The sequence below is a fragment of the Vogesella margarita genome (assembly GCF_028548475.1).
GTDB classification, from domain to species: domain Bacteria; phylum Pseudomonadota; class Gammaproteobacteria; order Burkholderiales; family Chromobacteriaceae; genus Vogesella; species Vogesella margarita.
Genome location: NZ_JAQQLE010000009.1, coordinates 14,154 through 29,054, shown reverse-complemented (window position 1 = coordinate 29,054; position 14,901 = coordinate 14,154). Strand labels below are relative to the sequence as shown.

Here is a 14,901-nt window from a genome sequence, read left to right as displayed (position 1 = left end):
TTATCGAGGGGCGTAGTTTACGCGGGAGGTATTGTTGTTGCAAAACGTGATCTTAGGCCTTAAAATCTGCCGTTTCAGATTCAGCTCATCAGGAGAATTCCATGGCTAATAGCGCACAAGCTCGCAAGCGTGCACGCCAGGCCCTTAAGCAGCGCGCGCACAACGCAAGCCTGCGTACGGCCTTCCGTACCGCCGTTAAGAAAGTGATCAAAGCAATCGAAGCCGGCGACAAGGCAGTAGCAAACACTGTGTTCCTCGCTTCCGTTAAAGTGATTGATCGTCTGGCTGACAAAGGCGTGTACCACAAGAACAAGGCAGCTCGCCACAAGAGCCGCCTGTCTGCCCACATCAAGGCCATGGCTGCCTGATCCGGGTTTGACGCAAGAATACGCAAAGGCTCCGCAATCGCGGAGCCTTTTGTGTTTCTGCGCGGTCTACCGTGCTTTGTTCCTGAATTGCGGGTGAGTCGATGAAGTTGCTGCCGCCAGTGTTGTTGCTGCTAGCCAGCCAAGTGTATGCCGATGAGGCGCTGTCACCGTTCAAGCAGTGTCGTGCCATCCTGGCGGACGCCGAGCGTCTGGCCTGTTTCGACGCCTTGCTGCCGCCGGCACCGTTGCTGCTGCCGTCGGAACTGTCGGCCGCGCCGGCAAGCCCGCCGGCGGCGACAACGTTGGCCGCAAACGAGTTGCCGCAACTGGACGCCGCGCCGGTAGCGGCCGATGCCGACACGGCGCCGCCCGCGCCGCGCTTCTCCGCCTCGGGCCTGGCCCGGCAGTGGGATCTGGACGAGGACAACAAGCTGGGCACCTTCGTGCTGCGCGCGCACCAGCCGACCTACATCCTGCCGCTGTGGCAACTGTTCTCGCCCAATTCGCAGCCGTCGTCGCCGACGCAGGAGTCGGTCAGCCTGTTCGGCACCAAGCTCAGCAATGTCGAAACCAAGTACCAGCTCTCGTTCAAGAGCAAGCTGTGGCAGAACGTGCTCGGCACGCCGGCCGATCTGTGGTTCGGCTACACCCAGCAGTCGCACTGGCAGATGTACAACAAGGGGCAGTCGTCCCCGTTCCGCGAGACCGACTACGAGCCGGAAGTGATGCTGACCACGCCGCTGCCGGCGCACTGGACGTGGCAGGGCTGGCGTTTGCGCATGGCCGGGGTCGGCGTGGTGCACCAGTCCAACGGCCAGACCGATCCGCTGTCGCGCAGCTGGAACCGGGCCTACGTGATGGCCGGCGCGGAGAAGGGCAACCTGAGCCTGACCGGGCGCTGGTGGTACCGGCTGCCGGAATCGCGCGCTACCGACGACAATCCGGACATCACCCGATACATGGGCCGCGGCGACGTGCAGGCGGTGTACCGCTGGAACGATCAGACCCTGGGCGGCCGCGTGCGCTACAACCCGCTGCACGGCAAGGGCGCGCTGCAGCTGGACTGGACCTTCCCGGTGGCCGGGCGGCTGCGCGGCTATGTGCAGGCGTTTGATGGCTACGGCGAAAGCCTGCTCGACTACAACCACCATTCGCGCGGGCTCGGGGTCGGCCTGATGCTGACCGACTGGCTGGCCAACTGAGGCGCGATGGCAGAATGCAAGCGGCGGGCGGCGGAGTGATCCGCCGCCCGCCGCTTTTATCCGGGTACGGGATTACAGCTGCACGTCGCCGCTGAGCAGTGCGGCGGCCTCGCGGGCCATTTCGCCTTCTTCGTCGGTGGCGATGACGTAGGCGTGGCGCGGGCTGTGCGGCGTGGTGATGCGCTGCGAGCGAGCAAGGTTGGCCGCAAGGTCGACCTCGAAGCCGAGCCAGGACAGCTGTTTCAGGATGCGGGCGCGCACCTCCGGCGAGCGCTCGCCGATGCCGGCGGTGAACACCACCGCATCCAGCCCCTTCATCGCGGTGGCCAGCGACGCCACTTCGCGTGCGGCGCGGTAGCAGAACAGCTCGATCGCCTCCTTCGCCGCCGGCTCCTTGCTGGCCAGCAGCTCGCGCATGTCGGCGGACAGGCCGGACACGCCGAGCAGGCCGCTGTGCTTGTACAGCTCCTGCCGCACCTGGGCGATGTCCATGCCCTCGTGCTCCAGCCAGTACAGCACCACCTCCGGATCGAGGTTGCCGGGGCGGCTGCCCATCATCAGGCCGTCGACCGCGGAAAAACCCATGCTGGAGGCGATGCTGCGGCCGTCGTGGATGGCGCAGGCGCTGGCGCCGCTGCCCAGATGGCAGACCACCACACGCTGGCTGGCCAGCGCCATGTCGCCCAGCCGCCGCGCGATGGATGCGTAGGACAGGCCGTGGAAACCGTAGCGGCGGATGCCCTGCTCGTGCCAGTGGCGGGCGATGCCGAAGCGGGTGGCGACCTCGGGTTGGCCGCAATGGAAGGCGGTGTCGAAGCAGGCGATCTGGGTCAGCCGACTGTCCAGCCGCGCGAAGGCGCTCATCACGCCCAGGCTGGCCGGCTGGTGCAGCGGTGCCAGCGGAATCAGCTCCGCCAGGTGGTCGACCACTTCCGGCGTCAGCACCACCGGGCTGGTGTAGCGGTCTCCGCCGTGCACCACGCGGTGCGCGACCGCCACCGCTTCCAGCCCCTTGTCGGCAAGGATGTTGAGCACGGCCGCCACCGCCTCGTCGCGGCTGCTGCCGGCCAGTGTCACCCGCGTCTGGCGGCCGCCGTAGTCCAGCTCCAGGCTGGCGCCGGCGGCTCCGAAACGGTCGACGAGGCCGCGTGCCAGCAGTTGCACGCCGTCCGGCTGGTAGGCGCGGAATTTCAGCGTGGCGGAGCCGGCATTGATGGCGATGAGGGCCTTGCTCATGATTTATCCTTTTCTGTGGGCGGCAAAGACGTTGGCCACCGCTGCCGAAGCCAGCCGTCCGGCCGCATCGTCGGCACGGCTGGTCAGCACGATCGGCACCCGGGCGCCCATCACGATGCCGGCGCTGGCCGCGGCGGCCAGATAGGTCAGCTGCTTGGCCAGCATATTGCCCGATTCCAGGTCCGGCACCAACAAGATGTCCGGTTCGCCGGCGACCGCCGAGTCGATGCCCTTGGTGTCGGCCGCCGCGTGCGAGATGGCGTTGTCGAAGGCCAGCGGGCCGTCCAGCAGCGCGCCGCGGATCTGGCCGCGGTCGGCCATCTTGCACAGCGCCGCCGCATCCAGCGTGGCGCGCATCGCCGGGTTGATGGTTTCCACCGCCGCCAGGATCGCCACCTTCGGCTGCGCCACGCCGAGGGCGTGGGTCAGGTCGATGGCGTTCTGGCAGATGTCGCGCTTGGTCATCAGGTCCGGTTCGATGTTGATGGCGGCGTCGGTGATGAACAGGTAGCGCGGGTAGCTTTCCACCTTCATCACGAACACGTGGCTGATGCGGCGGTCGGTGCGGATGCCCTTGCTGCGGTCCAGCACTGCGCTCATGAACTCGTCGGTGTGCAGACTGCCCTTCATCAGGCTGTCGGCACGACCGTCGCGCACCAGTGCCACCGCGCGCTCGGCGGCGGCGTGGCTGTGCTCGGCGTCGATCACCTCGAAGCGGGAGAGGTCGATGTCCATGCCGGCGGCCAGCTTGAGCAGCTTGGCGCGCGGCGCGATCAGGATCGGGGTGGCGATGCCGTGCTCGGCGGCCTCGACCGCGCCCAGCAGTGCTTCCGGGCTGCAGGGATGGGCCACCGCCATCGGCTGCGGACCGTTGGCGGTGGCCTGGCTGATGATGTCGCTAAAGGCGTGTACGTCGCGGATCATGATGTCGTTCCTCAGGCCATGATGTTGAAGCCGCCATCGACGTAGGTGACCTCGCCGGTCAGCGCGCGGGCAGCGTCGGAGGCGAGGAAGGCGCAGGTGTTGCCGACGTCCTCGATGTCCACCAGCCGGTTTTGCGGTGCGCGGGCGATGGCGTCGTCGATCAGCTGGTCGAAGTGGGCGATGCCGCTGGCGGCGCGGGTCTTCAGCGGCCCTGGCGAGATGGTGTGCACGCGGATGCCTTTCGGGCCCAGTTCGTGCGCCATGTAGCGGGTGGTGCTTTCCAGCGCCGCCTTCACCGGCCCCATGATGTTGTAGTTTTCGACCACCTTGTCGGCGCCGTGATAGCTCATGGTGATCAGCGCGCCGCCGTTCTTCATCAGCGGCTCGGCCAGGCGCGCCATCTCGATGAAGGAGTAGCACGACACGCGCATCGCCTGCAGGAAACCGTCACGCGAGCAGTCGGTGACGCGGCCGTGCAGGTCGTCCATCGGGCAGAAGGCGATGGAGTGCACCACGAAGTCGATCTGGCCCCAGGTTTCCTCGATCGCGGCGAACACCAGTTCCAGCTGGCCGTCGGCCTGGACGTCCAGCGGCAGGATCAGCGGTGCGGCCAACCCTTCGGCCAGCGGGCGCACGAATTTTTCCGCCTTTTCGTTGAGGTAGGTGATGGCGACTTCGGCGCCCTGTTCCCGCATGATCTTGGCGCAGCCGTAGGCGATGCTGTGTTCGTTGGCGATACCGACAATCAGACCGCGTTTGCCGGCCAGCGGCAGGTGGGATGGGTTCATGCTGATCAACTCCAGTTAGCTAAAGGTTAGGATGACGCTGGCGGCAAAGCATCGGGCACGCGTGTTGCAATGCGATGAAGCGAGCGTTTTCTATTGTTCTATCAGTCGGATATAATCGCCCGTTGGCTTGGCGTGCTACTTGATTGCCAGCGATTGTGACCCCATTATCATGCAGGGTTTTATTGCGGCAATCTTTGATGCACTGCAATATCCGATTGAATTATGTCATCGTCTTTGTTTGTGGAGGGCTAAAACATGCCGATTTACGAATACCGCTGTGATGCCTGTGGCGTACAGAACGAACATCTGCAGAAAATGAGCGATGCAGCACTGACCGACTGCCCGTCCTGCGGCAGCCAGCGTTACGGCAAGGTACTGACCGCGGCCGGCTTCCAGCTCAAGGGCAGCGGCTGGTACGTTACCGATTTCAAGAACAGTGGCAGCGGTCCGGCTTGCGGTAGCGGCGGTTGCGGAAGTGGCGGATGTGCCTGAGATACCGATGAAACATATCAAAATGACGTTGCGCGGCTACCTGATTGCCGGTTTGCTGATCTGGTTGCCGATCGCCATCACGCTGTGGGTGCTGAACCTGATCATCGGCACCCTGGACCAGACCGTGAACCTGCTGCCGCAGGGCTGGCGTCCGGAGAGCCTGTTCGGCTTCGACATCCCCGGCCTTGGCGTGGTGCTGGCATTCGCGGTGCTGCTGGGTACCGGCTTCATGGCGGCCAACGTTCTCGGCCAGCGCCTGCTCGACCTGTGGGAGCTGGTGCTGACCCGCACGCCGGTGGTGAAAACCATCTACAACAGCGTGAAGCAGGTCAGCGACACCCTGCTGTCCGACTCCGGCCAGGCCTTCCGCAAGGCGCTCTTGGTGCGTTTCCCGCACCAGAATGCGTGGACCATCGCCTTCCAGACCGGCGCCCCGTCCGGCGAGGTGAAGCAGCAGCTGGGCGAGGACGACTTCGTCAGCGTCTACGTGCCGACCACGCCGAACCCGACCTCCGGCTACTTCATCATCGTGCCGAAGCAGGACACGCGCGAGCTGGACATGTCGGTGGACGCGGCACTGAAATACGTCATTTCCATGGGCGTTGTCGCGCCCGGTGCCCCCGATAGTGAAAAACGCAAGTAAAATGCGTTATTGAATGAGCTCAGCAGAGGCCGGTTGTCCCGCCTCTGCCTTTGTTTTTATTACAAGAATCTTCGAATTTAAGGCTAAAAGGCTTCTGCATGAGAACCGATTACTGCGGCTTGATTGATAAAAAATTTCTCGGCCAGACCGTTACGGTCAAGGGCTGGGCTCACCGTCGTCGTGACCACGGCGGCGTGATCTTCATCGACCTGCGCGACCGCGAAGGCCTGGTGCAGGTGGTGATCGATCCGGACACCCCGGAAGCATTCCAGACCGCTGACAGCGCGCGTAACGAATTCGTGCTGTCCATCACCGGCATCGTGCGCGAGCGCCCGGCCGGCACCGCCAACAGCAAGATGATCTCCGGCGAGATCGAGATCCTGGCCAAGGAAATCGAGATACTCAACGCCGCGGCCACCCCGCCGTTCCAGATCGACGACGAGAACCTGTCCGAGAACGTGCGCCTGACCAACCGCGTAATCGACCTGCGTCGCCCGGCCATGCAGAAAAACCTGCGCCTGCGCTACAAGGTGGCGATGGGCGTGCGTAATCACCTGGACAAGCAGGGCTTCATCGACATCGAAACCCCGATGCTGACCCGCTCCACCCCGGAAGGCGCCCGCGACTACCTGGTGCCGTCCCGCGTGCACCCGGGCGAGTTCTTCGCGCTGCCGCAATCGCCGCAGCTGTTCAAGCAGCTGCTGATGGTGGCCGGCTTCGATCGCTACTACCAGATCACCAAGTGCTTCCGTGACGAAGACCTGCGTGCCGACCGCCAGCCGGAATTCACCCAGATCGATATCGAGACCTCGTTCCTGAACGAGGACGAGATCATGGACATCACCGAAAACATGGCGCAGGAAATTTTCCGCGACGTGATGGGCGTGGAGCTGGGCAAGTTCCCGCGCATGGCCTACAACGACGCGATGTTCTACTACGGCTCCGACAAGCCGGACCTGCGCGTGAGCCTGAAATTCACCGAACTGACCGATCTGATGAAGACCGAGGAGTTCAAGGTGTTCCGTGGTGCGGCCGACATGCCGAACGGCCGCGTGGTCGCCCTGCGCGTACCGGGCGGTGCCGCGCTGTCGCGCAAGGACATCGACGACTACACCCAGTTCGTCGGCATCTACGGCGCCAAGGGTCTGGCCTACATCAAGGTCAACGACAAGAGCAAGATCACCAATGACGAAACCAGCGGCCTGCAGTCGCCTATCGTCAAGTTCCTGTCGGTGAATGCGCTGAACGAAATCATGGCGCGTACCGGTGCCGACAACGGCGACATCATCTTCTTCGGCGCCGACAAGGCCAAGGTGGTGAACGAGGCGATCGGCGCGCTGCGCATCAAGATCGGCCACGAGCGCGGCGAAGCCGGCGGCTACTTCGTCAAGGAGTGGCGCCCGCTGTGGGTGGTGGACTTCCCGATGTTCGAACACGACGAGGAAGCCGACCGCTGGACCGCCTGTCACCATCCGTTCACCAGCCCGAAACCGGGCCACGAAGACCTGATGGACACCGATCCGGGTGCGTGCATCGCGCGTGCCTACGACATGGTGCTCAACGGCTGGGAAATCGGTGGCGGTTCGGTGCGTATCCATCGCGCCGACGTGCAGGAGAAGGTGTTCGCCGCGCTGAAAATTTCCCCTGAGGAACAGCAGAACAAGTTCGGCTTCCTGCTGGCCAACCTGAAGTTCGGCGCGCCACCTCACGGTGGCCTGGCCTTCGGTCTGGACCGTCTGGTGACGCTGATGTGCGGCGCCGAGTCGATCCGCGACGTGATTGCGTTCCCGAAAACCCAGCGTGCACAGTGTCTGCTGACCAATGCACCGAATGCGGTAGACGAGAAGCAGCTGAAGGAACTGAACCTGCGCCTGCGCCAGAAAGCCGAACCGGCCGCCTAAGGTTGGCCGCAAGGCAGCAACAGCAAAACGGGAGCCGCGGCTCCCGTTTTTTCATGCTCGTGCGGCGGCTTGTTACTCCGCTGGCGGTTCCGCAGCGGGCGGCAGGGCCGGCTGGCGCCGGCAGCCGATCACCACCAGCGAGGCGTCGTCCATGGGGTGCTGTTGCTGCAGATGCTGCTGCAAGGCGGTGGCGATTCGCGTCGCGGTGTCGTGCCCCTGTGCCGCGCGGGCCGCCTGCAGCACGCCGTCCTCGCCAAACTGCTGCTGCGCCGCGTTGCGCGCCTCGGTGACGCCGTCGGAGCAGACGATGATCTCGCCGTCATGCTGCCACCGGTACTGCTCCTGTTGCGGGTCGAATGCCTCCGGTGGCAGCGTGCCCAGCGGCGGGTGGGCGGAGCGGAAGGCTTTTTCCCGCTCGCCGTGCCGGTTGATGAAGCTGCAACAGGGAATGCCGCCGTTCCACACTGTGATGCTGCCGCTGCGGTAGTCGACGGCGAGCAGCGCGGCGGCGACGAAGTGGCCGATAGGCAGCGTCTGGTGCAGTTTGCTGTTGATCGACTCGGCGATCTCGCCGATGCCGGCGCCGCGCTGGGTCATGGCGTGGAAGGTGTCGATCGCCGGCAGGCAGCAGATGGCCGCCACCAGCCCGTGGCCGGTGCTGTCGGCCAGCATCACGTGGTCGGTGCCGGACGGCGAGTGTGCGATGCAGATCACGTCGCCGCTGAGGTGTACCGCCGATTTCAGCCAGCTCTGGATATTGTGGCGCCGGGCATTGGCGGCGGTGTTGAAGCTTTCCAGCACGTGCTGCGCCAGGCTGTGTTCCTGCTGGGTGGTGGCGTAGTACTGTTCCAGCTGGTGGTGGCTGTCGGCAAGGCGTTCCTGCATGTCGATCACGCGCTGCAGGCTGCTGATCTTGGCCGACAGCAGCGACAGGTTGACCGGCTTGGCCAGGTAGTCGTCACCGCCGGCCTCCAGTCCGTGCAGGTAATCGGCTTCTTCGTTCAGCGCCGACAGGAACACGATAGGGATCCAGCGGCCGGCCAGTAACGCCCGGATGTGGCGGGTGGCGGTAAAACCGTCCATCACCGGCATCAGGATGTCCATCAGGATCATGTCCGGCATGCTGGCGCGGCAGTAATCCACCGCCTCCTGGCCGTTGCTGGCGGTAACCGGCACATGGCCCAGCTCGCGGATGAACTGTGTCAGCATGGCGCGGTGCTGGCTGACATCGTCTACCGCCAGTATGGTCAGCTGTTTGCTCATGGTCATCCCGGGGCGGGTGGTTGAAAGGAGGTTGGGGGCGATTGCCGGCATGGCTTTATTTTAATCCAGATTGTGGCCAACGTTATCTGTTTCGCATGGTTGGCGACGAGGCGGCCCTGGCTGGCAGGTGATTGCCCGTTTTAATGACGGCAATTTGGATATTCAATTGGCAGCTGGCGCGGTGCTGATTTATAAACGTGCCAGTTTGCGGATCATCGTCCGCAGGATTCACAGATAACCGAACTCCAAGGAGAATCACATGGCCGTACTTGTAGGCAAACAGGCACCGTTCTTTGCAGGCGAAAAAACCTTCTCCGCCGTACTGGGCGATGGTCAGATTGTTGACAACTATTCCTTCCAGCAGGCAACTGCCGGCAAATACGCCGTGGTGTTCTTCTACCCGCTGGACTTCACCTTCGTGTGCCCGTCCGAGCTGATCGCCTTCGACCACCGTCTGGCCGAGTTCAAGGCCCGCAACGTGGAAGTGATCGGCGTGTCCATCGACAGCCAGTTCTCCCACGCCGCATGGCGCAACACCCCGGTGGAAAAAGGCGGTATCGGCCAGGTGGGCTACACCCTGGTGGCTGACATCCAGCACGACCTGTGCAAGGCCTTCGACGTGGAAGCCGACGGTGGCGTGGCCTTCCGTGGTTCCTTCCTGATCGACAAGTCCGGCGTGGTACAGCACCAGGTAGTCAACAACCTGCCACTGGGCCGCAACGTGGACGAAATGCTGCGCATGGTTGACGCGCTGCAGTTCACCGAAGAACACGGTGAAGTGTGCCCGGCCGGCTGGAACAAGGGTAAGAAAGGCATGAAGCCGTCCGCCGAAGGCGTGGCTTCCTACCTGGCCGAGAACGCCGCCGCGCTGTAATCAGCGCCTGCCCGTGCCAGCCACAAGGTTGGCCGCAAGCCCGAAGCCCTGCACCGTGTGCAGGGCTTTTTGCATTCAGGGGCGTGTCAGCATCTGGCGCAGCGCGCCGGCCTGCAGTGCCACGGTCAGTAGGGCGACCCCGGCGCACAGCCACCACAGGGCGGCACCGCCCAGCGTGCCGTAGATCCAGGTGCCCAGCGCCGGCGCATATAGCGTGCGCCCGCTCCACGCGGCGGAGTAGATGCCGAGGTAGCGGCCGCGTTGCCGGCCTTCCGAGCACTGCATCACGATCACCGACCAGGTCGGCGACAGCAGTAGTTCGCCGACGGTCAGCACCAGCATCGCCAGCAGCGCCCACGGCGCACCGGTGCCGGCATTCAGCAGGCAAAAGCTCAGGCCGATGCCGAGCACCCCGAGGTGCGAGCTGCGCGCCAGCCCCCAGCGCTGGATGCGCTGCGCAATCGGCACCTGCAGCAGCACCACCATCAGTCCGTTGAGGGTGAACAGATAGCCGATCCACTGCGGCCCCAGCCGGTAGTGTTCGCGCAGGAACATGCCCAGCGTGCCGTACATCTGGTCGAATACCGCCAGGATCAGCAGCTGCCCTGCGATGAAGCGCAAAAAGGCGGCATCCCGCCACGGCGAACCGTCCTGTGCCTCAAGGTTGGCCGCAGGCGCCTGCGGCTGGCCCGGTGCCTGCGGCTGGCGGCGATAGGCCATCACCAGCCACAGGCAGGCCAGCAGACTGGCACAACCCTGCGCCACGAACACCCACTGGTAGCCGTATACCGCCAGCAGGCCGCCGGTGATGCCGGCCAGCGAGACGCCGAGATTGAACGCCACCCGGTACAAGCCTTGCGCGGTGGCGCGCTGCGACGGTGCGCACGGCTCCAGCACCAGCCGCATATTGCCGGGGCGGAAGCCGCCGTCGGCCAGCCCGGTCAGCAGCAGCAACGGCACGAAGCCCCACACCGGCAGCGGCAGCGCCAGCGATATGGTCAGCAGCCCGCCGGCCAGCAGCAGCGCCGCGCACAGCTTGCGGGTATCGAGACGGTCGCTGAGGGCGCCGCCGGCGTAGGCGCCGATAAAGCAGCCGAGGCCGTAGCAGCCCATCAGGAGGCCGATGCTGCCGTAGGGCAGCCGGTAGCGCTCCAGGAAATAGAGCGGCAGGAACAGCTTGGCGATGCCGCCCATGGTGTTGATCAGGGTGGCGACGATCTGGATGTGGACGCCGGCGGGCAGGTCGCGGAACGGGGAGAGCAGGCGCTGGGCGAGCGCGGCGGCAACGGCGGGCATGGGAAATCCTTGTGGGAGGGCGGCAGCGGGCGGGCAGCCGGATGGGCCGCCGCCGTCACAAGGTTAACCTTTATGTCATGAAGTGTGGGAAAAGCCTGAAAAACGTTGCGTTCGCCACAAAAAACAGCAATTCCTGCTATTTTCTGGCGATTAGCGGCGTCAGCGCCGGCAGCACGTTGCGTACCATGCGCGGCTGCGCTTCGGCGACCGGGTGGATGCCGTCGCCCTGGAACAGCGCCAGGTCCTGCTCGAAACCGGCTACCAGCAGCGGCACCAGCGCTACCTTGTGCCGGCGTGCGACTTTGTCATACACCTGCCGGAACTTGGCACCGTAATCGGGGCCATAATTGGGGGGCAGCGCCATGCCGACCAGCAGCACCCGCGCGCCGGCGCGCTGGGCCAGGCGGACCATGGCGGACAGGTTGTCCTGCATCGCCGGCAGCGGCAGGCCGCGCAGGCCGTCGTTGCCGCCCAGCTCCAGAATCAGCACCTCCGGGCGCTGTTGCCGCAGTACCGCCGGCAGCCGCGCCAAACCGCCGGCGGTGGTCTCGCCGGACAGGCTGCTGTTGATGACCTGATGCGTGCTGCCCAGTTGTTGTTGCAGCAGCCTGACCCAGCCTTGCTCCGGGCGCAGGCCATAGGCGGCGGACAGGCTGTCTCCGAACACCACGATACGCGCGGCGTGTGCCATGTGCGGCGCCAGCAGCAAGACAACCAGCAGAAAGCAGCGATAAAGCATGAATCCATCTCCAGAAAATAACGTGATCCTGCGCGCCGAAGCGCTGGCGCGCCAGGTCGACTACCACGGCCAGACGCTGACCATCTTGCACCAAGCCAGCTTCAGTGTCGCCGCCGGCGAGAGCGTCGCCATCGTCGGCGCCTCCGGCAGCGGCAAATCCACGCTGCTTGCCATTCTGGCAGGGCTGGACCCGGCAAGTTCCGGCGAGGTGTGGCTGGCCGGCCAGGCGCTGTCGGCGCTGGACGAGGACCAGCGCGCGCTGCTGCGCCGTGACAAGGTCGGCTTTGTGTTCCAGAACTTCCAGCTGATGCCGCAATTCACCGCGCTGGAAAACGTGATGCTGCCGCTGGAGCTGGCCGGACGCGGCGATGCCCGCGCCGCCGCCAGCGCCATGCTGCAGCGTGTCGGCCTCGGCCACCGTCTCGATCACTACCCGCGCCACCTGTCCGGCGGCGAGCAGCAGCGGGTGGCGTTGGCGCGCGCCTTCGTGGTGCGGCCAACCTTGCTGTTTGCCGACGAGCCGACCGGCAACCTCGATCCGGCCACCGGGCGGCAGGTGATCGAGCTGCTGTTCCAGCTCAACGCCGAGGCCGGCACAGCGCTGGTGCTGGTCACCCACGACACCGCGCTGGCGTCGCGCTGTGCCGCGGTCTACCGCCTCAACGACGGCCGCCTGCAGCGGGAGGCGACATGAGCCGGCTGTCGCTGCAGATGGGCTGGCGCCTGTTGCGGCGCGAGCTGCGTGCCGGCGAGCTGACGGTGCTGCTGCTGGCGCTGCTGGTGGCGGTGACGGCGATGAGCAGCGTCGCCTTCTTTTCCGACCGCATCGAGCAGGCGCTGACGCGGCAGGCCAGCCAGCTGCTGGCCGCCGACCTGGTGTCCAACGGTAACCGGCCGCCGCCGGACGCGTGGCGGCAGCAGGCGGCACAGCGCGGCCTGCTGCAGGCGGAGGCGGCCACCTTCCCATCTATGGTGTTCGCCCGCGAGCAGGCGGTGCTGGCGACGCTGAAGGCGGTGAGCAGCGGCTATCCGCTGCGCGGCGAGGTGCAGCTGCGCACGCAACAGGGTTTGCAAGCGGGGCGGCTGGCGCCGGCGCCGGGCGAATTGTGGGCCGATACGCGGCTGCTGCAGAAGCTGGGCCTGCGCCTCGGGGACAGCGTGCGCCTCGGCAACGTCAGCCTGCGCCTGAGCGCGGAAGTGCTGCGCGAGCCGGACGGGGCGATGGACCTGTACAACTTCATCCCGCGCGTGCTGTTCAACCACGCCGATCTGGCCGCCACCGGTCTGGTCCAGGACGGCAGCCGCGTGCGCTACCGGCTGATGGTGGCAGGCGATGCCGCCAGCGTGGCCGGCTACCGCCAGTGGCTGGCGCCGCAGCTGGACCGCCGCACGCGGCTGGAGGATGTCGAGGAGGCGCGGCCGGAGGTGAAATCGGCGCTGGAACGGGCACGACGCTTCCTCGGCCTGACCGCGCTGCTGTCGGTGCTGCTGTCGGCGGCGGCGGTGGCGCTGGCGGTGCGCCGCTACCTGGCGCGGCACTGGCAGAGCGTGGCGGTGATGCGCGCGCTGGGGCAGACCGGTAGCGAGGTGGCGCTGGTGTGGGGCAGCCTGTTCCTGTGGCTGGCGCTGGTGGGCGGCGTGCTCGGCACCGTCGCCGGCTATGGGGTGCAGGCCGGCTTGCTGCTGCTGGCGCAGCAGTGGCTGGGCGCGGGGTTGCCGGCGCCGGCACTAACCGCCTGGCTGAGCGGGCCGCTGTCGGCGCTGATCCTGCTCGCCGGTTTTGCGCTGCCGCCGCTGCTGGCGCTGCGCCGCATTCCGGCGGTGGCGGTGTTGCGTGCCGACATGCCGACCTCCAGCCGTTCGCTGCTGGCGCCGCTGCTGGCCATTGTCGCGCTGCTCGGCCTGGCGGCGTGGCAGGTCGGCGACAGCACGCTGGCGCTGTGGCTGCTGGGCGGGCTGGTCGGCTTCCTGCTGGCGGTCGGCCTGCTGGCCTGGGGCGTGGTGCGCCTGCTGCGCCGCGTGCCGCTGTCCGGTGCCGTCGGCTGGCGCCACGGTGCGGCCAACCTGGCGCGGCGGCCGTGGCTGGCGGTGATCCAGATCGCGGCGCTGTCGGTGAGCCTGATGGCGCTGCTGACGCTGACCGTGGTGCGCGACGACCTGATCGGCGCCTGGCAGAAGTCGCTGCCGGCCGATGCGCCGGATTCGTTCCTGATCAATCTGCAGGCGCCACAGCAGGCGACGCTGGACGCGCTGTTCGCCAAGGTTGGCCGCAGCGCGCCGCAGGCGGCACCGATGACGCGGGCGCGGCTGTTGATGATCAACGAGCGCGAAGTGAAGGGCAGCGACTACCAGGACGAGCGCGCGCAGCGGCTGGCCGAGCGCGAGTTCAACCTGTCGTGGCGCGCCGCGCCGCCGCCGGGCAACGGTTTTGCCGCCGGCAGGTGGTGGCCGGCGGACAGCACGCAGCCGGCGTTCTCGGTGGAGCAGGGGCTGGCCGAGACACTGGGCATCCGCATGGGCGACGTGCTGGTGTTCGACATCGCCGGCAAGCGCTGGCAGGCGCCGGTGACCAGCCTGCGCAAGGTGGCGTGGGACAGCTTCCAGCCCAATTTCTTCGTGATCGCGCCGGCCGGCTGGATGGGGGGCGAGAGCGCCAGCTACATCACCAGCTACCGCGCGCCGGACCGGGACTTCAACAACCGGCTGGTGGCGGCGCTGCCCAATGTGACGGTGATCGACATCAGCGTCATCGTGCGCGAGGTGAAGGCGGTGATCGGGCGGCTGGCGCTGGCGGTGGAAACCATGTTCAGCCTGGCGCTGGCCGCCGGGGTGCTGGTGCTGTGGGCGGCGCTGGCCGCCACCCGCGACGAGCGGCAGTTCGACGTCGCGCTGCTGCGCGCGCTGGGCGCCTCGCGGCAGCAGGTGCGCGCGGTGATCCTCGCCGAGCTGGCGTGGCTGGGCGGCCTGACCGGGCTCTTGGCCGGCATCGGCGCGATGGCGATCGGCAGCCTGGTGGCGGTGCAGCTGTTCAACCTGCCGCTGGCGCCCAACCTGTGGCTGCCGCTGCTGGGTGCCTTGTGCGGCGGCGCGGTGGTCGGCCTTGCCGGCTGGCCGCTGCTGCGTAAAATCACGCGCACCCCGCCCACCGACATACTGCGCAACAGCTGAGACAGGA

14 protein-coding genes are annotated in these 14,901 nt (G+C 66.2%); 8 read left to right on the top strand and 6 right to left on the bottom strand.

Annotation, left to right across the window (positions count from 1 at the left end):
• The first annotated feature begins 101 nt into the window (after positions 1-101).
• Positions 102-368 carry a 30S ribosomal protein S20 gene (rpsT, locus tag PQU96_RS10615; RefSeq protein WP_047967825.1) on the top strand — a complete coding sequence of 89 codons (267 nt, stop codon included), beginning with the start codon at positions 102-104 and terminating at the stop codon, positions 366-368.
• 101 nt (positions 369-469) lie between these two features.
• The gene (locus PQU96_RS10610) at positions 470-1,570 is read left to right on the top strand and encodes a phospholipase A (RefSeq protein ID WP_272772304.1); all 1,101 of its coding nucleotides are present in this window, start codon (positions 470-472) and stop codon (positions 1,568-1,570) included.
• A 72-nt stretch (positions 1,571-1,642) separates the two neighbouring features.
• On the opposite strand, the gene PQU96_RS10605 is transcribed toward PQU96_RS10610, so the two are convergent.
• The 3 genes from PQU96_RS10605 to fabI are packed head-to-tail and all read right to left on the bottom strand — an operon-like array spanning position 1,643 to position 4,518.
• On the bottom strand, positions 1,643-2,806 hold the full coding sequence (locus PQU96_RS10605; protein WP_272772302.1) for an acetate/propionate family kinase: 1,164 nt from the start codon (positions 2,804-2,806) through the stop codon (positions 1,643-1,645).
• Positions 2,807-2,809: 3 nt separating this feature from the next.
• The gene (locus PQU96_RS10600) at positions 2,810-3,730 is read right to left on the bottom strand and encodes a bifunctional enoyl-CoA hydratase/phosphate acetyltransferase (protein ID WP_272772301.1); all 921 of its coding nucleotides are present in this window, start codon (positions 3,728-3,730) and stop codon (positions 2,810-2,812) included.
• Between the two features lie 11 nt (positions 3,731-3,741).
• Complete coding sequence (gene fabI / locus PQU96_RS10595) at positions 3,742-4,518, bottom strand: enoyl-ACP reductase FabI (RefSeq protein WP_272772299.1); 777 nt, start codon at positions 4,516-4,518, stop codon at positions 3,742-3,744.
• A gap of 255 nt (positions 4,519-4,773) precedes the next feature.
• Here fabI and PQU96_RS10590 point away from each other — a divergent pair, with 255 nt between their 5' ends.
• The 3 genes from PQU96_RS10590 to aspS all read left to right on the top strand — a co-directional run bounded on the left by PQU96_RS10590 (position 4,774) and on the right by aspS (position 7,554).
• Positions 4,774-5,010 carry an FmdB family zinc ribbon protein gene (locus PQU96_RS10590; RefSeq protein WP_272772297.1) on the top strand — a complete coding sequence of 79 codons (237 nt, stop codon included), beginning with the start codon at positions 4,774-4,776 and terminating at the stop codon, positions 5,008-5,010.
• Between the two features lie 7 nt (positions 5,011-5,017).
• On the top strand, positions 5,018-5,653 hold the full coding sequence (locus tag PQU96_RS10585; protein WP_272772295.1) for a DUF502 domain-containing protein: 636 nt from the start codon (positions 5,018-5,020) through the stop codon (positions 5,651-5,653).
• A gap of 98 nt (positions 5,654-5,751) precedes the next feature.
• Positions 5,752-7,554, top strand: coding sequence for an aspartate--tRNA ligase (gene aspS, locus PQU96_RS10580; protein WP_272772293.1), 1,803 nt, complete (start codon positions 5,752-5,754; stop codon positions 7,552-7,554).
• Between the two features lie 72 nt (positions 7,555-7,626).
• Here aspS and PQU96_RS10575 read toward each other — a convergent pair whose 3' ends face one another.
• The gene (locus tag PQU96_RS10575) at positions 7,627-8,817 is read right to left on the bottom strand and encodes a fused response regulator/phosphatase (RefSeq protein ID WP_272772292.1); all 1,191 of its coding nucleotides are present in this window, start codon (positions 8,815-8,817) and stop codon (positions 7,627-7,629) included.
• Between the two features lie 259 nt (positions 8,818-9,076).
• Here PQU96_RS10575 and PQU96_RS10570 point away from each other — a divergent pair, with 259 nt between their 5' ends.
• On the top strand, positions 9,077-9,691 hold the full coding sequence (locus PQU96_RS10570) for a peroxiredoxin (protein ID WP_272772291.1): 615 nt from the start codon (positions 9,077-9,079) through the stop codon (positions 9,689-9,691).
• Between the two features lie 75 nt (positions 9,692-9,766).
• Here PQU96_RS10570 and PQU96_RS10565 read toward each other — a convergent pair whose 3' ends face one another.
• Positions 9,767-10,987, bottom strand: coding sequence for an MFS transporter (locus PQU96_RS10565; protein WP_272772290.1), 1,221 nt, complete (start codon positions 10,985-10,987; stop codon positions 9,767-9,769).
• Positions 10,988-11,123: 136 nt separating this feature from the next.
• Positions 11,124-11,726, bottom strand: a complete 603-nt coding sequence (locus PQU96_RS10560) for an arylesterase (protein WP_272772289.1) — start codon at positions 11,724-11,726, stop codon at positions 11,124-11,126.
• On the opposite strand from PQU96_RS10560, the gene PQU96_RS10555 reads away from it, so the two are divergent.
• A complete protein-coding gene (locus tag PQU96_RS10555) occupies positions 11,725-12,420 on the top strand; it encodes an ABC transporter ATP-binding protein (protein ID WP_272769977.1) in 696 nt (231 codons plus the stop codon). The genes PQU96_RS10560 and PQU96_RS10555 overlap by 2 nt on opposite strands.
• Positions 12,417-14,894, top strand: coding sequence for an ABC transporter permease (locus PQU96_RS10550; protein WP_272772287.1), 2,478 nt, complete (start codon positions 12,417-12,419; stop codon positions 14,892-14,894). Before PQU96_RS10555 ends, PQU96_RS10550 begins: the two co-directional genes overlap by 4 nt.
• The last annotated feature ends 7 nt before the right edge of the window (positions 14,895-14,901 follow it).